The organism is Streptomyces sp. ISL-98 (assembly GCF_018614055.1).
Taxonomy (GTDB): Bacteria; Actinomycetota; Actinomycetes; order Streptomycetales; family Streptomycetaceae; genus Streptomyces; species Streptomyces spiramyceticus.
The window spans coordinates 116,284-135,136 of record NZ_JAGGPB010000035.1 but is presented as its reverse complement, the minus strand read 5'-3'; the positions used below and the strand labels follow the sequence as shown (position 1 = coordinate 135,136).

Below are 18,853 nucleotides of genomic sequence, written 5' to 3'. Positions count from 1 at the left end.
GGGCGAGGAAGTGGGGGAGCCGTGCGGCGGCCCGGGAAGTCTTCCACCTGGTCAGGAGCACAGAACCAGACCCCCGGTCATAGGGGCTGTCGTGACAGATGAGAGGGTCGGACGGGTGAGCGAGACACCGAAGAACACCCTGCAATACCGCTTTGACGGGCCAGAAGACGCTCCTGTCCTGATCTTGGGTCCCTCGCTTGGTACCACATGGCACATGTGGGACCGGCAGATACCCGAGCTGACCCGCCACTGGCGCGTATTCCGCTTCGATCTGCCCGGCCACGGCGGCGCCCCCGCGCACCCGGCCTCCTCGATGACCGAGCTCGCCGAGCGTCTGCTGGCGACCCTCGACAGCCTTGGCGTACAGCGCTTCGGTTACGCGGGCTGCTCCATCGGCGGCGCGATCGGCATGGAGCTGGCGCTGCGCCACCCGGAACGGCTCGCCTCGCTCGGTCTTGTCGCCGCCTCGCCCCGGTTCGGCACCGCCGACGAGTTCCGCCAGCGCGGCGTGATCGTACGGACCAACGGCCTGGAGCCGATGGCGGCCACCGCGCCCGCCCGCTGGTTCACCCAGGGCTTCGCCGCCTCCCAGCCCGCGATCGTGGAGTGGGCCGTCCAGATGGTCCGCACCACCGACCCCGGCTGCTACATCGCCGCCTGCGAGGCGCTGGCCGCCTTCGACGTACGTGTCGACCTGCGCCGCGTCGGCGTCCCGACCCTCGTCCTGGTCGGCTCCGAGGACCAGGTCACCGGGCCCGCCGAGGCCCGCACCCTGGTCGCCGGCATCCCGGACGCCCGCCTTGCCCTGGTCCCCGGCGCCTCCCACCTGGCTCCCGTCGAGCAGCCCGCGGCCGTGACGGACCTGCTCGTACGCCACTTCTCCACCGCCTGGCAGCCCGTACCGGGGTCGACCACGGGTGTGCAGGCGATCCCCGCGGCGCCCGTGAAGCCCGCGATCTCCGCACCCACCACCCCGGTCGCCGAGATCAGCCCGGCCGCGCAGCCCGTCGCCGTGCCGGGGCAGGGCGGCCGCCCCGATCCGTACGACGCGGGCCTGAAGGTCCGCCGCGAGGTCCTGGGCGACGCCCATGTGGACCGCGCCCTCGGCTCCGCCGACGCCTTCACCAGCGACTTCCAGGAGCTGATCACCCGCTACGCGTGGGGCGAGGTCTGGACCCGGGAAGGCCTAGACCGGCGCACGCGCAGCTGCGTCACCCTCACCGCGCTGGTCGCGGGCGGTCACCTGGACGAGCTGGCGTTCCACACCCGCGCCGCCCTGCGCAACGGTCTGACGCCCGCCGAGATCAAGGAAGTGCTGATCCAGACCGCTGTGTACTGCGGCGTCCCGGCGGCGAACTCGGCGTTCAAGGTGGCCCAGGCCGTCATCCAGGAGGAGACCACGCCGCAGGCGTAACAGGACGCCCCGGGGCAGGATGGCCAGGAGGAGGATCACGCCATGAAGCTGACCAAGAAGTCCCACGCCTGCATCAGCCTGAAGAAGGACGGCCGGACACTCGTCATCGACCCGGGCGGCTTCAGCGAGGACGACGCAGCGATCGGCGCCGACGCCATCCTCGTGACCCACGAGCACCCCGACCACTTCGACGAGTACCGGCTGCGGGCCGGCATGGAGAACAACCCCGCAGCCGAGATCTGGACCCTGCGCAGCGTCGCCGGCCGGCTCTCGACCGCCTTTCCGGGGCGCGTCCACACCGTCGGCCACGGCGACACCTTCTCGGCCGCCGGTTTCGACGTACAGGTGCACGGCGAGTTGCACGCCGTCATCCACCCCGACATCCCGCGCATCACCAACGTCGGTTACGTGGTGGACGGTTCGCTCTTCCACCCCGGCGACGCGCTCACCGTCCCCGGGCAGCCCGTCGAGACGCTGATGCTCCCTGTGATGGCCCCCTGGTCCAAGATCTCGGAAGTCATCGACTACGTACGCGAGGTCAAGCCGCAGCGCGCCATCGACATCCACGACGCGCTGCTCACCGACCTCGCCAGGCCGATCTACGACCGCCAGATCGGCGCGCTCGGCGGCGCGGAGCACAGCCGCCTGACGCCGGGCGACTCGACCGAACTGTGACTGTCGGACCCCGCGACTAGGCTGTGCCACATGCGCATCGCCACCTGGAACGTCAACTCGATCACCGCCCGGCTGCCCCGGCTGCTGGCCTGGCTGGAGAGCACCGGCACCGACGTGCTGTGCATCCAGGAGACCAAGACCACCGCCGAGGGTTTCCCCGCCGACGAGCTGCGCGAACTCGGTTACGAGTCCGCGATCAACGCCTCGGGCCGGTGGAGCGGCGTGGCTCTGATCTCCAAGATCGGCCTGGAAAACGCCGCCATGGGCCTGCCCGGCGGGCCCGACTACGGGGGCGTCCAGGAGCCTCGGGCCATCTCCGCCGACTGCGGCCCGCTCCGCCTCTGGTCGGTGTACGTGCCGAACGGCCGCGAGGTCGCGCACGAGCACTATGCGTACAAGCTGCGCTGGCTCGAAGCGCTCCACAAGGCCGTGGCCAACGACGCGGTGGGGCAGCGACCGTTCGCCGTCCTCGGCGACTTCAACATCGCCCCGGCCGACGAGGACGTCTGGGACCCCGCGGTCTTCGAGGGCTCCACGCATGTCACCCCGGCCGAGCGGGCGGCGCTCGGCGCGCTGCAGGAGGCCGGTCTCTCCGACGTGAAGCCGCGCCCGCTCAAGTACGAACACCCGTACACCTACTGGGACTACCGCCAGCTGTGTTTCCCCAAGAACAGGGGCATGCGCATCGACCTCGTCTACGGCAACACCCCCTTCACCGCAGCCATCAAGGACAGCTACGTGGACCGAGAGGAGCGCAAGGGCAAGGGCGCGTCCGACCACGCACCGGTGGTCGTCGACCTCGACCTCTGACGCCGATGGATCTCCGCGCGCCTGTGGTGCACATGGCGATAGGAATGCGAGGCTGAGCGGTATGAACATCCCCTTTCTGGACAACTGGCGTAAGCGCCGCGACATGGAGCACGGCACGGCGGTGTTCGCGGCCGGCGAGGACGGCGACGCCGAGGGGCTGGCGGAGCTTCTCGCCGAGTGCGAGCTGCTGCGTGTCCGGGCGGGGGATGCCGGTCTCGAACTCGACGACTCCCCGGCCTCGTTGGAGGCGCTCGACCAGCTGATGCCGCGCTGGCGCGACGACCCCGAGGAGCTGCCCTGGCTGGGCAATGACGCGGGCCTCTACCTCGGTTCCGTCATTGTGCGCACGGTCCCCGGGGCGGGCTGGCATCTGTGGCCGAGCGGCCAGCCGGTGGTCCGGCTGGCCTCGGGCCGCGAGATCAATGTGGTGGAAGCCGGCCTGGACTGGGCGGTCAACGGCGCGCCCGAGCTCTCCCAGATGTATGCAGAGGCCTCCGAGCACTGACCGCCCGGAACTCTTTAGTGCGCCTTATGTCCCATTTAGGCGTGTCGGGTGCGAAGTCCCTTGTCGGGATGGATAGTTTGCGCTGACCTTGACACAGCTGAGAGTGGGTAGAGCAGCGTATGGCCGTCGATCCGTTGACCGGGCAGCGTCCAATCTCGACTACGATTTGCCGTTCATCCCCGTAGTGCTGGTGATCTGGCGGCTGCCGGGCGTGCGTTGGTTCAAAAGGGCACATGCCTGCCCGGCAGCAGCCGGAGATCACTTGTCGCGCAATGGGACCGACACGTATGACGGGTCGGACTCGGGCGACGAGAAGGTCAGCTGCGCGCCGGACGGGTTGTGTTCGATGTAAAGCGGGTCGACGGTGTCGACCACCAGAGCCAGTCGGTGGCCGGCCGGTACGTCGTAGGCGGTGGAGAACAGCTCCAGGTCTACGGGGAACGGCTTGCCGGGCGTCCGGCCGTGGAAGGTGTACGGCGCATTGCTGACCAGCTTGCCGAGGCCGAGCGGGCCCACGTCGTAGAGGTATGCGACGAGGGTGCCGCTCTCCTTGGTGCTCGACACCGTGGTGTGCAGCTCGGCCGTGCCGCGCACGCGCTGCGTGGAGCCGTACCGCTCGGACTGCCACACGGCGGCGTACGAGCGCGGCAGCAGCGGGATGGACGCCATCGGGGGCAGTCTGAGGAACTGGTCGAGGGTGCTGGACAGCATCACGATCCCGCCGTTGGCGCCGGAGTCGACGTTCGTCCGGATCTGCTTGCCGACGCCCAGGTCGATTTTCCGCTTGTCCGCGCCGACCGACTTCCAGTCGGGGTAGCTCTCGTACGCGTCGGTGGAGCGGGACTTGATCTGGACCGGCTGCTCGCGGTCGATGCCGTTGTCGGCGCCGGCCAGATGGTGGTCGAACCAGCGCCGGGTGTTGGTCCAGACGTCGTTGGGGAGCCCCAGCAGGCCGGTGGCCTCCGCGGTGGCGTGGTCGCCGGGACGGAACTCCAGGCGCTTGGGGCCGGACAGCTTCTCGTAGAACTTCGCGTACTGGTTGGGCGGGAAGATGGTGTCGCCCCAGGCGTTGCCCAGCATGATCGCCGCGCCGTTGCTGTTGATCCGATCGAGGTAGGTGGCGGGGGAGCGCTTCTTCCCCCACTCGATCATCTCCTGCTCCTTGGCCAGGTTGGAGCCGAGGAAGTCCTTCATGGTCTGCTGGAGTTCGGGGCCGGGGCGGCCGGTCAGATAGCCGGCGCCGCTCAGCAGCCCGGCGGCCTGGAGGTGCTGGGTGCGGCCGCTGTAGATCGATTCGATGAGGTCGGCCCAGCCGCTCATCGCGACAACCGCCTTGATCCGCTTGTCGTGTCCGGCGGCCAGCAGGCTGATCCCGGCGCCGTACGAGACGCCCGCCATGCCCACCTTCTGCGGATCGGCGGGGGTGTTGGCGAGCGCCCAGTCGATGACCTTGGAGGCGTCGGCGATGTCCCGGGGGCCCGCCACCTCGATCTCGCCGCCGGACTGCCAGAAGCCGCGCGAGTTGTAACTGACGACCACATAGCCGGAGTCGGCGAGCTTCTTGGCCTGGGCGACGTATTCGATCTGCGGCATGGCCCAGCTGGTCGGCAGCACGATCACGGGATAGGTGTGCTTGCCGTCGGCGCCTGCCGGGGTGAAGACATTGGCTTTGAGTACGGTGCCTCCGTCGCCGACGATGTCGACGAACCGTACGCCCGAGGTCGTGGCGGCAGAGGCGGACGCAGGGGTGGAGGCGTGGGCGGTGGGAGCCAGGCCGGTGGCCGTCCCTGCGAGCAGCACGGCGGTGGCGGCGCCTGCCGTGGTGCTGCGACGCAGGGACTTGTGGGGGTGTCTCACGGGTCACTCCTCACTCGTTGCTTCTTCAAGTGCAAAGTGACCCGACGGTAACCTGCGTCACTTACCTCTGGTAACTCTTCGGTAAGTTACGTGCGGGTAACGATTGTTGGACGAGACGTCAGCAGGGTCTCAGCGCAGGGCACTCTTCGCCTGCCAGTCCGCCCAGGAGATGTTCCAGTCGCCGTAGCCGTTGTTGAGGGCAACCGTGCCCTTGGCGTCGTTCCCCGTGATCTCGAAGGGGTCGCCGACCTGGACCGCGCCGTATACGGCCGAGGCGTCGCCGTCGCTCATGCCGACACAGCCGGAGCTGTGGTTGGTGTTGCCGAAGTAGGCGGCATTCCAGGGCGCGGCGTGCGCGTACATCCCGGACCAGGTGAGCCGCATCGAGTAGTCGACCATCTTGTCGTACGCGTCGCCGAGGCCCACGGTCTCGGAGCGCATGTTGATCGTGCCCTCCTTGGACATCAGGACGGCGGTGCCGCGCCAGGACGCCTTGTCGCCGCCGGGGGTGCCCGCCGACATCGGGACGTCCTTGACCAGCTGCCCGTCGCGCATCAGCTTGAGCCGGTGGTTGTCGAGATCGACCTTGACGACCTGCTTCTTGCCGATGGTGAGGTTCGTGGCGTAGTCGCGTACGAACCAGCCGCCGTCGCCCGAGTCGATGCCGTTGAGGTCGGCCTTCAGGGAGACCTTCGTGCCCGGCTTCCAGTACTCCTTGGGGCGCCAGTCGACGCGGTCCTTGCCCGAGTAGTCCTGCATCCAGCCCCAGGAGCCCTCGGTGTTGTCGGAGGTGCTGACCTTGAGGTGCTTCTCGACGTAGGCCTTGTTCTCGACCGGGCTGTCGAAGACGATCGACAGCGGATGGGCGATGCCGACCGTGGTGTTCTTGCCGGGCGCCAGCGTGAGCTTGTTGACCCTGTCGGCGGCCGCCGTGGCGAAGTCCGCCTCGGCGCTGCCACCGCCCTCGGCCGTGGCCCGGACGGTGTAGCCCGTGCCGGGGGCCGCGTTGCGGCCGGACGTCCAGGACTTTCCGTCCGCCGACACCTTGCCGTCGAGCTTCCCGCCCTCGGTGTCGGTGACCGTGACCTGCTTCAGCCGGCCGTCGGCGAGGGTCACCTTCACCGGCTCGCCCGCCTTGGCCTGCTTCCCCCGGAGGTTCACCGAGATCTCGGTGCTCTTCCCGGACGTGTCGGCCGCGTCGGCCTTGCCGGTCCCGCCGCCGGAGCAGGCGGTGAGCGCGGCGGCGAGCGTCGCGGTGCCGACCAGCAGGGTGCGGGTGCGTATGCGGCTCAACTGAAAAACCTCCGGTGCGATGTCTGTCACCGGGACAGAGCCGATTCCGGGAGGCCGGGTTGCGTGAATTCCGCATGATTTCGCCGAATCCGGCTGTGACAAGGACCGCACGCCGTTCCCACATAGCGCCCCCCCGCGCGGTCTTGCCGTGCGCGGCAGCCTGGGCCAACGTAATGGCCGACCGTCGTACCTCCCGATCGGAGACGCCATGGCCCCCAACGCACTTCCGCACACGCTGCTCGGGGAGGGACCCCACCGGGTCGTCGCCGTGCACGGCTGGCTCGCCGACCGCAGCGCCTACGCCGCCGTGCTGCCGGACCTCGACACGCGCGCCTTCACCTACGCCGTCGTCGACCTGCGCGGCTACGGCGCGGCGAAGGAGACGCCGGGGCAGTACACGACCAGCGAGGGCGCGGCGGACGTGCTCGCGCTCGCCGACCGGCTCGGCTGGGACACCTTCTCGCTCATCGGGCACTCCATGGGAGGATCCGTCGCCCAGCGCGTAGTGGCCGCCGCCCCGCAGCGCGTCCGGCGGCTCGTCGGCGTATCGCCGGTGCCCGCGAGCGGGCTGCCGATGCCGCCGGAACAATGGGAGCTGTTCGCCGAAGCGGCCGACCGGCACGAGAACCGGCGCATCATCTTCGACTCCACGACCGGCGGGAACCGCCCGGCCGCCTGGCTCGACCGCATGGTGCGCCAGTCGGTCGAGCAGAGCGACCCCAAGGCCTTCCGCGCCTGGTTCGAATCCTGGGCGGGCGAGGACTTCCACGCCGAGATCGAGGGTTCCGACGTGCCGGCGCTGGCGGTGGCCGGGGCGCTGGATCCGGCGCTCAGCACTGAGCTGATGCGGCAGACCTGGCTGGCCTGGTTCCGCCGCGGTGAGGTGGCCGAGCTCCCGGGCGCCGGTCATTACGCGATGGACGAGACCCCGCTCCAGCTCATCCGTACGGTCGAGGACTTCCTGCGCGCATGAGCGGAATGGCTCGTATTCCGGATGTGTTCGACCCCCGGCTGTACGGCGCCGGGCTCCCGCACGAGGCCTACCGGGTGCTGCGCGACAGGTTCCCGGTGGCCTGGCAGGAGGAGTACGAGGTGCTGGGCTGGCCGCCGGGACCCGGCTTCTGGGCGGTCACGCGCCACCGCGACGTCGTCGCCGTACTCAAGGACTCCCGCACCTTCTCGTCCGAGATCGGCGCCACCCAGATCCGCGACCCCGACCCGGCCGACCTGCCGTTCATCCGGCGCATGATGCTGAACCAGGACCCTTCCCCAAGCTCTCAACTTCGTTCGAGCAGGGGAGACCCCACTCCAAGCTCTCAACTTGGTTCGAGCAGGGGAGACCCCACTCCAAGCTCTCAACTTGGTTCGAGCAGGGGAGACCCCACTCCAAGCTCTCAACTTGGTTCGAGCAGGGGAGACCCCACTGGCCACGGCCGGCTGCGGCGGCTGGTCAGCAGGGCCTTCACCCCGGGCCGTATCGACCGCTTCGAGGCGTCCGCGCGGGCGCGGGCACGGTCGCTGCTCGGCGCGGCCCGGAAGAGCGGCCCAGTCTTCGACCTGGTCACCACCGTCACCGACGACTACGCCCTGCTCAACCTCGCCGATCTGCTGGGCGTACCGGAGAGCGACCGCGGGCTGCTGCTCAAGTGGACCGAACGCGTCATCGCCTACCAGGATCCCGAGGAGCCGCCGGTCCTCGGGCCGGAGGGCAAGCCGGTCAATCCGCGCTCGCCCGCCATGCTCCAGGAGATGTTCGATTACGCGCAGCAGCTCGCGGCGTACAAGCGACGCCAGCCGGCCGACGACATCATGACCTCACTTGCCGTCTCCGAACTCCGTGATGCCGAGCTGGAGATGTTCTTCTTCCTGCTGACCGTGGCAGGCAACGACACCGTGCGCAGCGCCGCCCCCGGCGGCTTCCTCGCGCTGGCCGAGCACCCGGACCAGCAACGCAGGCTGCGCGCCGGCGAGGTGCCCGTGCCCCTGGCGGTCGAGGAGCTGCTGCGCACGCACCCGCCCGTCCTCACCTTCCGCCGCACCGCCGCCCGGGACACCGAACTGGCCGGTCAGCGGGTGCGTGCGGGCGACAAGGTCGTCGTATTCCACGCCTCCGCCAACCACGACGAGCGGATCTTCGACGCCCCGCACCGGCTCGACCTGTCCCGCTCCCCGAACCCGCATGTGTCCTTCGGCGACGGCCCACACGTCTGCCTGGGCGCACACTTCGCCCGGCTCCAGCTGCGTGTTCTCCACGAGGAGGCACTGCGCCTGCTCCCCGAACTGACGCTCGAGGCCCTGCCGCGTCGCCTCGTGTCCAACTTCATCAACGGCATCAAGTCCCTGCCGCTGCGCGCAGGAACATGAGTTGGGCACACTGGCCTTCATGCCGCTGTCACTGCACCACATCGTCATCGACACCCACGACCTGCCTGGCCTCGCCCGTTTCTGGGCCGAGGTCCTGGACTGGCGGATCCTCTCCGAGCGTGAGCGGGAAGTCGTCATCGGCACCGACGAGAACGCGCCGGTGGGCATCTGCTTCATGCCGGTGACCGATGAGAAGAAGGTCAAGAACCGGCTTCACCTCGACCTGACGTCCGATCCGGACGACCGGGACACCGAGATCGAGCGCATCATCGCGCTGGGCGCGCGCAGGGTCGACGTCGGGCAGACGGGCGACGAGTCATGGACCGTACTCGCGGATCCCGAAGGGAACGAATTCTGCGTGGTGCGGTCCAAGAAGACCCTCATCGGCTGAGGAGGACCTATGTCGTCGCCCGGTGCGAAGTGCGCGGCGCGGGCAGCGGGGACTGTGCCGCCCGGGTCACGTCGGCGATCTCCTCCACCACGTCCGGCCCGTACGCCTGCGAGTTGACGACCTTCAGCAGCAGGCAGAAGGAGCCGTTGCTGCCGTGCTTGCGGGCCAGCCGCTCGTGGTTACGGGCCAGATAGCGGGTCGCCGCCTGGTTGGTGATCGCGCGCTGGCCGCAGAAGAGGAACACCGGTCTGGCGTCCTGGCCGACGGTCAGGCGCGCGAGCAGGACGTACTCCGCGACGCCCGGCTCGAGCCGGTAGCGCTCGCTGCCGATCTGGAAGGCGGCGCGGTCGGGGCCCGGTTCGGCGTCCGTATTGATCCGGACGCCGGGGAGCAGGGAGTGCAGGTGGGCGGTCATCCGGCGATTTGAGCCCGGACCGCCCACGCAGTACTCCGTGCGCTCGCCGAAGCCCTGCTGCGCGACGTCGTGCGAGAGGATCTGGGCGTGCGCCCCGCAGTCCTTGATGAGGGCCGAGAGTTCGAGGAGCGCGAAGACGTCGTAACGGTGCACCGCGCTGTCGCTGCCGCCCGGCTCGCGGTTCACCACGAGCAGCGACTCGGAGTTCGTGGGCAGCCCGAGGAAGACCTGCTTTCGGCGCAGCTTGCGCCGCCACAGGTACGTACGGGCGAGCCAGCCGAGAGAAGCGCTGATCCCGGCCGCGATCACGCCCAGCACGATGTTGCGTAGGTCGTCAGTCATGGGGCGGCATGGTAGCGGCCCGGCGCACCGGTGTTCGAGGCGGTCCTGACGGGCGGGGCATGTGAAGTTACGCTGCCCGGACACGTGTTGACTGGAGGTACGGATGCGCCGCTCCACGGTACGGATTCTGTCGTTCTGGGCTGTTACGGCAGCAGTGGTCTCGGTAAGCGCCACCGCCACGCCCGCCACCGCCCCCTCGACATCCCCGCCGCCACCGGTCAAAACACCGGTCGCCGTCGGCTACGGGGGAGCGGTCGCCAGCGTCGACGCCGACGCCTCGGCCGCCGGGATCGAGGTGCTGAAGCGCGGCGGCAACGCGGTCGACGCGGCGGTCGCCACGGCGGCGGCGCTCGGCGTCACCGAGCCGTACTCGGCGGGCATCGGCGGTGGCGGCTACTTCGTCTATTACGACGCCAAGGCCCGTACCGTACGCACGGTCGACGGGCGCGAGACCGCGCCGCTGAGCGCCGACGAGTCGCTCTTCCTGGAGAACGGCAAGCCGGTCCCGTTCGACCAGGCCATGACGAGCGGCCGCGGAGTCGGCACGCCCGGCACCCCGGCCACCTGGGACACGGTCCTCGACGAATGGGGCAGCAAGCCGCTGCGCACCCTGCTCGAACCGGCCGAGAAGCTCGCGCGGGACGGCTTCACCGTCGACGCCACCTTCCGCTCGCAGACCGAGGCCAACGAGGCACGGTTCAGGGACTTCCCGGACACGGCCGAGCTGTTCCTGCCGGGCGGAAAGCTGCCGGTGGTGGGGTCCACCATCAAGAACCCCGATCTCGCGCGTACGTACGCGAAACTGGGCCGCAGCGGCGTCGGCGAGATGTACCGCGGCGACATCGCCCGCGACATCGTCCGTACGGTGCGCAAGCCGCCGGTGGATCCCGGGGCGACCAGGGTGGTGAGATCCGGCGATCTGACGGCGAAGGACCTCAGGAAGTACCGCACACTGCGCCAGGCCCCGACGAAGGTCTCCTACCGGGGACTCGACGTGTACGGCATGGCGCCGTCCTCCTCGGGCGGTACGAGCGTGGGCGAGGCACTCAACATCCTTGAGCGGAGCGACCTTTCGGTCGAGGCCGCGTCCGAGGCGGAGTACCTGCACCGCTACATCGAGGCGAGCCGGATCGCGTTCGCGGACCGGGGGCGGTGGGTCGGCGACCCGGCCTTCGAGGACGTGCCCGTGAAGGGCCTGCTGTCGCAGCGGTTCGCCGACTCGCGGGAGTGCCTCATCAAGGACGACGCGGTGCTGAAAGCCCCGCTCGCGCCGGGCGACCCGCGAAAGCCCGCGTCGTGCTCCACCGGCGGCCCTGCCGCCCCCACGACGTACGAGGGCGAGAACACGACGCACCTGACGGCGGCCGACAAGTGGGGCAACGTCGTGGCGTACACGCTGACGATCGAGTCAACCGGTGGCAGCGGCATCACGGTGCCGGGCCGGGGCTTCATCCTCAACAACGAGCTGACGGACTTCTCCTTCGCGCCGGCCGCCCCGGCGGTCCACGACCCGAACCTTCCCGGTCCCGGGAAGCGCCCGAGGTCCTCGATGTCCCCGACGATCGTGCTGGAGAACGGCCGCCCGCTGCTCGCGCTCGGCTCGCCGGGCGGCGCGACCATCATCACGACGGTGCTCCAGACCCTGACGGGTCACCTCGACCGGGGGCTGCCGCTGGTCGATGCGATCGCGGCGCCGCGGGCGAGTCAGCGGAACGCGGCGCTGACGGAGCTCGAACCTGGCCTGTGGAACAGCCCGTTGCAGGCGGAACTCGAAGCGATCGGCCACGCCTTCAAGAGGAACCCGGAGATCGGGGCGGCGACGGGCGTGCAGCGGCTGCCGGACGGGCGGTGGGTCGCGGCGGCGGAGAAGGTACGCAGGGGCGGCGGCTCGGCGATGGTGGTGCGACCGGCGGGCACGCCGTAGCCCTGGCGGGGCTTTTCCTTCTCAGGCGTGAGGTGCATGTGCCTCACGACGTAGTCTCGCGGGCATGACACTTGACCAGGACCGGATCGAACTGTTCGGCCGCAGCCCGTACATCAGCCTGACCACGTTCCGCAAGGACGGCACCGGGGTCGCCACACCGGTGTGGGTCGCCACCGACGGCGCCGAGCTCTACGTATGGACCAAATCCGACTCCTGGAAGGTCAAGCGCATCCGCAACAACAGCCGGGTCGTCGTGACGGTCTGCGACGTGCGCGGCCGGGTCAAGGAGGACGCGCCGTCCGTGGAGGGCACCGCACGGCTGCTGGACGCGGACGGCCTGCGCAAGGCGCGCAAGCTCCTTGCTCGCAAGTACACCTGGCAGTTCTGGCTCACCGATGTGCCCGCCACGATCGTCCGTCTCGGAAAGCGCCCGCACACCGCCATCGCGGTCAGTGTCTGAAATCCGACCGTCCGGTCCGAAGAATTGAGCCGTTCGAGGTCCCCGTGAAAACTGCGCGTAGCAGCGCCGTAACACAACTGCGGTCGAATGCCTGCGGACCGGCTGGTCCCAAGTCGGCGGCGGCAATGTGGCAGGGGCGACTATGACGGTGGGCCAACTCCCGGTAGAAGCCGGGGCGTTCGTACGCTACCTCCGTGACCTCACGGCGCTGCTCGACAAGGGTGAAGGCTGGTGCGCGGTCTTCTGGCAGCGCGACCCGGACGGTATGCGGGCCTGCCTCGACGGCGCCGAACTCCCGCCCTGGGACGTACTGGAAGCCCTGCTTCACGATCTGGCCGCCCAGCACGGGACCGAGGCCGCCGAGCACGAGACTGTACGGGCGCGAGCCCTGCACACGGCTGCGGCCGCCGCGCACGACCGGCGTCCGGGCGCTCGTGAGGGGCTGGTGGAGCGGCTCGGGGCGATGCGACGCGAGCGGGCGTACGCCGCCCAGCGCGAACGGGAGCTGACGCAGCGGCTGCGGGGGGTGGCCGACGGTGCGGAGGCGGAGGGGCTCGGGCTCGAACTCGCCTGGGCGCGGGACGACCACGAACGCGCGACGGCCCGTTGCGGGGAGCTCGGTGCGCGCCTGGAGGCCCTGGAGACTCTGCCCTCACCGTCCAGGCCTGCGCGCCCCCCGGCTCCGGACTCCTGGTTCCGCGCGGAGGCCCCCGAGGCCGACGAAGAGCCTTTCCTTCCCCACCCCGCTCCTTCCCGCGGTGACACTTTGCGGCTGCCGCCACGTGGGGGCTCCGCCCCAGACCTCGCTCCTCAAGCTCCCCCAGACTTCGTCCGGGGGGACCCCCAGGGGCTGAATTCAGCCCCTCCGGCGCTTGAGGACTTCGGGAAGGGGCGGGGTGGGGAAAAGCCCCGGCGGACCCCCAAGCGGCGGCCCCGCGGCGCCCGTTACGCCGGGCTCGACGCCGACGCCGGCGGGAGCGCCGTCACGCTACCCACGAGTGACGTCGCCACGCCCCGCGGCGCCCGCTACGCCGGCGTGGAGGAGAAGACCGCCGCGCCGCCGCCCGTCGTGGCCGAGGCCGCCCACCTGGTCGAGGACGGGCGTGCCGTCACCGGCGCGGTCGCCGCGCTCGTACAACTGCGTGCCCAGGGCCGTACCGGCGAAGCGCACGTGCTCCTCTGCGAGGCCGCCGCCTGGCCCGCGGGGCGGCTGCCGATGCTGGCCGGGGCCCTGCACCGGGCGGGGCTCGGCGCCGACTGGGCCACCCTCCTCTGGGAGCTGGCCTCGCTGCCGGTGGACCGGGTCGCCGCCGTGTCCGGCGCACTGCACGGCGCCGGGCTCGGCGAGGACGGCAGGCAACTGCTCCGGCAGGGCGTCGCACGCCCCGCCCCCGAGATCGCGGCCGGCCTGCTGGCCCTGGTCGACGTCGGCCGGGAGCGCGAAGTGCGGGCCCTGGTCGACGCGTTCGTACGCGTGCGTACGCCCGAGGACGCCGCCCGGGTCGCGCAGAACGATCCGCCCCGGCTGGCGCCGCTGCTTCTCGACGCCGCGCGGCAGGTGTCGCAGGGGCGGTACTGGGACGTGGTCCACGCCCTGCGCGTGGCCGGCGCCGCCCCGTGAGCCGGGCGTGAACTCTGTTGACCCTCGGCTGTCACCCCCTCGGGTGCGAAACATGATCGACTCTGCGGGTTGACGACGATGGTCTTGCCCCACTCCCCGCCGGGGCTTACGTTCATCCCTCTACGTCCCGAATCTACGGGCGTAGAAGGTCTCTGACGTCCCGTTGAAGGAGACAAGTCATGGCCAAAGTCGTACGCGCCGCACTCGTCCAGGCAACCTGGACAGGCGACACCGAATCCATGATCGCCAAGCATGAGGAGTACGCCCGAGCGGCGGCCCGCGACGGCGCGAAGATCATAGGGTTCCAGGAAGTCTTCAACGCCCCGTACTTCTGCCAGGTGCAGGAGCCCGAGCACTACCGGTGGGCGGAATCCGTCCCCGAAGGCCCGACCGTCCGCCGCATGCAGGACCTCGCCCGCGAGACCGGCATGGTCATCGTCGTCCCCGTCTTCGAGCGCGAGCAGTCCGGTTTCTACTTCAACACCGCCGCCGTGATCGACGCCGACGGCAGCTACCTCGGCAAGTACCGCAAGCACCACATCCCCCAGGTCAAGGGCTTCTGGGAGAAGTACTACTTCAAGCCCGGCAATCTGGGCTGGCCCGTCTTCGACACGGCAGTCGGCAAGGTCGGCGTCTACATCTGCTACGACCGTCACTTCCCGGAAGGCTGGCGCCAACTCGGCCTGAACGGCGCCGAGATTGTCTACAACCCCTCCGCCACATCCCGCGGCCTGTCCGCCCACCTCTGGCAGCTGGAACAGCCCGCCGCCGCCGTAGCCAACGAGTACTTCGTCGCCGCCATCAACCGGGTCGGCGAGGAGGAGTACGGCGACAACGACTTCTACGGCACCAGCTACTTCGTCGACCCGCGCGGCCAGTTCGTCGGCGAGACCGCGAGCGACAAGGCCGAGGAACTGGTCGTACGCGACCTGGACTTCGACCTCATTGAGGAAGTACGCCAACAGTGGGCGTTCTACCGCGACCGCCGCCCCGACGCGTACGAAGGACTGGTGCAGCCGTGACACCTCTTCCCCCGCCCGATGCCCGCCCGAGCCTCCACGACCGCCACAAAGCCGTAATCCCCGACTGGGTGAGCCTCTACTACCGCCGGCCGATCGAGATCACGGACGGCGAAGGCCGCCACGTCTGGGACGCCGACGGAAAGAAGTACCTCGACTTCTTCGGCGGCATCCTCACCACCATGACCGCCCACGCCCTCCCCGAGGTCACCAAGGCCGTCAGCGAGCAGGCCGGCCGCATCATCCACTCCTCGACGCTCTACCTCAACCGCCCCATGGTCGAGCTCGCCGAGCGCATCGCGACCCTCTCCGGCATCCCCGACGCCCGGGTCTTCTTCACCACGTCCGGCACCGAGGCCAACGACACGGCCCTGCTGCTCGCCACGTCGTACCGCAGCTCCAACCAGATCCTGGCGATGCGCAACAGCTACCACGGCCGGTCCTTCTCCGCCGTCTCCATCACCGGCAACCGCAGCTGGTCACCGACCAGCCTGTCCCCGCTCCAAACGCTGTACGTCCACGGGGGCGTCCGCAGCCGCGGCCCCTACGCGCAGCTGTCCGACGCGCAGTTCATCGAGGCGTGCGTCGCCGACCTCGAAGACCTCCTCGGCCAGACCGGCGGGCGCATCGCGGCGCTCATCGCCGAACCCGTGCAGGGCGTCGGTGGGTTCACTTCACCGCCCGACGGCCTGTACGCCGCGTTCCGCGAGGTCCTCGACCGGCACGGCATCCTGTGGATCTCCGACGAGGTGCAGACCGGCTGGGGGCGTACGGGCGACCACTTCTGGGGCTGGCAGGCGCACGCCGAGAACGGCCCGCCCGACATCCTCACCTTCGCGAAGGGCATCGGCAACGGCATGTCCATCGGCGGTGTCGTCGCCCGCGCCGATGTCATGAACTGCCTGGATGCCAACTCCATTTCGACCTTCGGCGGCAGCCCCGTGACGATGGCGGCGGGTGTCGCCAACCTCGCGTACCTGCTGGAGCACGACCTCCAGGGCAACGCCCGGCGCGTCGGCGGACTGCTCCTGGAACGGCTGCGCGCCATCACCGCGAGCGTGCCGTCCGTACGCGAAGTGCGCGGCCGCGGACTGATGGCCGGCATCGAACTGGTCAAGCCCGGCACCGATGAAGCAGCGCCGGACAAGGCCGCTGCCGTACTCGAAGCGGCCCGCGAAGGCGGCCTGCTGATCGGCAAGGGCGGCGGCCACAACACCGCCGTACTGCGCATCGCCCCGCCCCTGTCGCTCACCGTGGCGGAGGCGGAAGAGGGCGCGTCCATCCTCGAACACGCCCTGCACACCGTGTAGTCGGCGCACGTACGACCCGGAGGGAGCGCACCGCATGACCCATCCCCGCACCCTGATCCGCGGCGGACTCGTCGTCACCGCGACCGACGAGATCCACGCGGACGTACTGATCGAGGACGGCCGGATCGCCGCCCTCGCCGCACACGCCTCCAGCGCGGCCGATGCCTGGACGGCGGACCGTACGATCGACGCCACAGGGAAGTACGTCATCCCGGGCGGCGTCGACGCACACACCCACATGGAGCTGCCCTTCGGCGGCACCGCCGCCTCCGACACCTTCGAGACGGGCACCCGGGCGGCCGCCTGGGGCGGCACCACCACCATCGTCGACTTCGCGGTCCAGTCCGTCGGACGCGCCCTGCGCGAAGGGCTCGACGCCTGGTACGCGAAGGCCGACGGCAAGTGCGCCGTCGACTACGCCTTCCACATGATCCTCTCCGACGTCAACGAGTCGTCGCTCAAGGAGATGGACCTGCTGGTGGCCGAGGGGATCACCTCCTTCAAGCTGTTCATGGCGTACCCCGGCGTTTTCTACAGCGACGACGGCAAGATCCTGCGCGCCATGCAGCAGTCCTCCCGCAACGGCGGCCTGATCATGATGCATGCCGAGAACGGCATCGCCATCGACGTACTCGTAGAACAGGCTCTCGCCGAGGGCAGGACCGATCCCCGCTACCACGGGGAAGTGCGCAAGGTCCTCCTGGAGGCCGAGGCGACCCACCGGGCCATCCAGCTCGCGCGCGTCGCCGACGCCCCGCTGTACGTCGTGCACGTATCGGCCGAGGAGGCGGTCGCCGAGATCGCCGCCGCCCGCGACAAGGGCCTCAACGTCTTCGGCGAGACCTGCCCGCAGTACCTCTTCCTCTCCACCGACAACCTCGCCGAGCCCGGCTTCGAGGGCGCCAAGTACGTCTGCAGTACGCCACTTCGGCCGCGCGAGCACCAGGCGGCGCTGTGGCGTGGCCTGCGGACCAATGACCTTCAGGTCGTGTCGACGGACCACTGCCCCTTCTGCTTCTCCGGGCAGAAGGAGCTGGGCCGCGGCGACTTCTCGAAGATCCCGAACGGGCTGCCGGGCGTGGAGAACCGCATGGACCTCCTCCACCAGGCCGTCGTCGACGGGCACATCACGCGCCGGCGCTGGATCGAGATCGCCTGCGCGGCCCCGGCCCGCATGTTCGGCCTCTATCCGAAGAAGGGAACGATCGCGCCGGGCGCCGACGCCGATGTCGTCATCTACGACCCGCACGCCGAGCAGACCATCTCCGCCGAAACCCACCACATGAACGTCGACTACTCGGCCTACGAGGGCAAGCGCGTCACCGGGCAGGTGGAGACCGTGCTCTCACGCGGTGAACTCGTCATCGACAACCGGAAGTTCACCGGCCGGGCGGGACACGGCATCTATACACCCCGATCCACCTGCCAGAACCTGAACTAGGAGGTCCACGTGGACTTCGGACTCGTCCTGCAGACCGACCCGCCCGCGTCGGAGGTCATCAGCCTGATGCGGCGCGCGGAGCGCAACGGCTTCAGCTACGGCTGGACCTTCGATTCCGCCGTGCTCTGGCAGGAGCCCTTCGTCATCTACAGCCGCATCCTCGAACACACCGAGCGGCTGATCGTCGGCCCGATGGTGACCAACCCCGGCACCCGCACCTGGGAGGTCACCGCCTCCACCTTCGCCACCCTCAACGACATGTTCGGCAACCGGACGGTCTGCGGCATCGGACGCGGCGACTCCGCGATGCGCGTCGCGGGCCGCAAACCCAACACCCTGGCGCGGCTCGGCGAGGCGATCGGCGTCATCCGTGACCTGGCGGAGGGCCGCGAGGCGCAGGTCGACGGGCAGACGGTCAGGATCCCCTGGGTGAAGAACGGCAGCCTGCCCGTGTGGATGGGGGCGTACGGGCCGAAGGCGCTGGCCCTGGCCGGGCAGCAGGCCGACGGGTTCATCCTCCAGCTCGCCGACCCGTACCTCACGGAGTGGATGATCAAGGCGGTACGCACCGCCGCGTCGGACGCCGGCCGGGACCCGGCGTCCATCACGATCTGTGTCGCGGCCCCGGCATACGTCAGCGACGACCTGGCGCACGCACGGGAGCAGTGCCGGTGGTTCGGCGGGATGGTCGGCAACCATGTGGCCGACCTGGTCGGCCGGTACGGGGAGCACTCCGGGCTGGTGCCGGAGGCGTTGACCGAGTACATCAAACAACGGCAGGGATACGACTACAGCCATCACGGGCGCGCTGGGAACCCGGACACCGCGTTCGTACCCGACGAGATCGTCGACCGCTTCTGCCTGCTGGGACCGGCCGAGGCGCACATCGAGAAGCTCAAGGCACTGCGCGAGCTCGGCGTCGACCAGTTCGCGGTCTACGACATGCACGACGCGCGCGAAGCGACGATCGACGCGTACGGCGCCGAGATCATCCCCGCACTCACGTCCTGAG

The 18,853-nt window shown here is 69.7% G+C and carries 17 protein-coding genes; 14 read left to right on the top strand and 3 right to left on the bottom strand.

Annotation, left to right across the window (positions count from 1 at the left end):
• Positions 1-115 precede the first annotated feature (115 nt).
• The 4 genes from pcaC to J7I98_RS24585 all read left to right on the top strand — a co-directional run bounded on the left by pcaC (position 116) and on the right by J7I98_RS24585 (position 3,404).
• Positions 116-1,414, top strand: a complete 1,299-nt coding sequence (gene pcaC / locus J7I98_RS24600; protein ID WP_214925534.1) for a 4-carboxymuconolactone decarboxylase — start codon at positions 116-118, stop codon at positions 1,412-1,414.
• 42 nt (positions 1,415-1,456) lie between these two features.
• Positions 1,457-2,089, top strand: a complete 633-nt coding sequence (locus J7I98_RS24595; RefSeq protein ID WP_214925530.1) for an MBL fold metallo-hydrolase — start codon at positions 1,457-1,459, stop codon at positions 2,087-2,089.
• 30 nt (positions 2,090-2,119) lie between these two features.
• Positions 2,120-2,899: an exodeoxyribonuclease III gene (locus tag J7I98_RS24590; RefSeq protein WP_214925527.1), complete on the top strand. Its 780-nt coding sequence runs from the start codon at positions 2,120-2,122 to the stop codon at positions 2,897-2,899.
• Positions 2,900-2,960: 61 nt separating this feature from the next.
• Complete coding sequence (locus J7I98_RS24585; RefSeq protein WP_214925523.1) at positions 2,961-3,404, top strand: DUF6278 family protein; 444 nt, start codon at positions 2,961-2,963, stop codon at positions 3,402-3,404.
• Positions 3,405-3,662: 258 nt separating this feature from the next.
• On the opposite strand, the gene J7I98_RS24580 is transcribed toward J7I98_RS24585, so the two are convergent.
• Complete coding sequence (locus tag J7I98_RS24580; RefSeq protein ID WP_214925521.1) at positions 3,663-5,261, bottom strand: CocE/NonD family hydrolase; 1,599 nt, start codon at positions 5,259-5,261, stop codon at positions 3,663-3,665.
• 129 nt (positions 5,262-5,390) lie between these two features.
• Positions 5,391-6,554, bottom strand: a complete 1,164-nt coding sequence (locus J7I98_RS24575; protein ID WP_251021103.1) for an Ig-like domain-containing protein — start codon at positions 6,552-6,554, stop codon at positions 5,391-5,393.
• Positions 6,555-6,762: 208 nt separating this feature from the next.
• On the opposite strand from J7I98_RS24575, the gene J7I98_RS24570 reads away from it, so the two are divergent.
• From J7I98_RS24570 to J7I98_RS24560, 3 genes are read left to right on the top strand one after another with little or no spacing between them, the layout of a single operon-like run.
• Positions 6,763-7,527, top strand: a complete 765-nt coding sequence (locus J7I98_RS24570; RefSeq protein ID WP_214925507.1) for an alpha/beta fold hydrolase — start codon at positions 6,763-6,765, stop codon at positions 7,525-7,527.
• Complete coding sequence (locus J7I98_RS24565) at positions 7,524-8,918, top strand: cytochrome P450 (protein WP_251021102.1); 1,395 nt, start codon at positions 7,524-7,526, stop codon at positions 8,916-8,918. Before J7I98_RS24570 ends, J7I98_RS24565 begins: the two co-directional genes overlap by 4 nt.
• 19 nt (positions 8,919-8,937) lie before the next feature.
• Positions 8,938-9,309: a VOC family protein gene (locus J7I98_RS24560; RefSeq protein ID WP_214925504.1), complete on the top strand. Its 372-nt coding sequence runs from the start codon at positions 8,938-8,940 to the stop codon at positions 9,307-9,309.
• Between the two features lie 7 nt (positions 9,310-9,316).
• Here J7I98_RS24560 and J7I98_RS24555 read toward each other — a convergent pair whose 3' ends face one another.
• Complete coding sequence (locus J7I98_RS24555; RefSeq protein ID WP_214925501.1) at positions 9,317-10,066, bottom strand: hypothetical protein; 750 nt, start codon at positions 10,064-10,066, stop codon at positions 9,317-9,319.
• Positions 10,067-10,169: 103 nt separating this feature from the next.
• Between J7I98_RS24555 and ggt the strand changes: the two genes are divergently transcribed.
• From ggt to J7I98_RS24520, 7 genes are all read left to right on the top strand, one after another.
• Positions 10,170-11,990 (top strand): gamma-glutamyltransferase, encoded by a 1,821-nt coding sequence (ggt, locus tag J7I98_RS24550; protein ID WP_214925499.1) that lies wholly within the window; start codon positions 10,170-10,172, stop codon positions 11,988-11,990.
• A 64-nt stretch (positions 11,991-12,054) separates the two neighbouring features.
• The gene (locus J7I98_RS24545; protein WP_214925496.1) at positions 12,055-12,450 is read left to right on the top strand and encodes a PPOX class F420-dependent oxidoreductase; all 396 of its coding nucleotides are present in this window, start codon (positions 12,055-12,057) and stop codon (positions 12,448-12,450) included.
• Between the two features lie 142 nt (positions 12,451-12,592).
• Positions 12,593-14,071 carry a hypothetical protein gene (locus tag J7I98_RS24540; protein WP_214925493.1) on the top strand — a complete coding sequence of 493 codons (1,479 nt, stop codon included), beginning with the start codon at positions 12,593-12,595 and terminating at the stop codon, positions 14,069-14,071.
• A 179-nt stretch (positions 14,072-14,250) separates the two neighbouring features.
• Complete coding sequence (locus tag J7I98_RS24535) at positions 14,251-15,093, top strand: nitrilase-related carbon-nitrogen hydrolase (RefSeq protein ID WP_214925489.1); 843 nt, start codon at positions 14,251-14,253, stop codon at positions 15,091-15,093.
• Positions 15,090-16,400, top strand: coding sequence for an aspartate aminotransferase family protein (locus tag J7I98_RS24530; RefSeq protein WP_214925486.1), 1,311 nt, complete (start codon positions 15,090-15,092; stop codon positions 16,398-16,400). Before J7I98_RS24535 ends, J7I98_RS24530 begins: the two co-directional genes overlap by 4 nt.
• A 34-nt stretch (positions 16,401-16,434) precedes the next feature.
• Positions 16,435-17,841 carry a dihydropyrimidinase gene (gene hydA, locus J7I98_RS24525; protein WP_214925482.1) on the top strand — a complete coding sequence of 469 codons (1,407 nt, stop codon included), beginning with the start codon at positions 16,435-16,437 and terminating at the stop codon, positions 17,839-17,841.
• A 9-nt stretch (positions 17,842-17,850) separates the two neighbouring features.
• Entirely contained in the window at positions 17,851-18,852 is a 1,002-nt protein-coding gene (locus J7I98_RS24520; protein WP_214925472.1) for a TIGR03842 family LLM class F420-dependent oxidoreductase, read from the top strand.
• The last annotated feature ends 1 nt before the right edge of the window (position 18,853 follow it).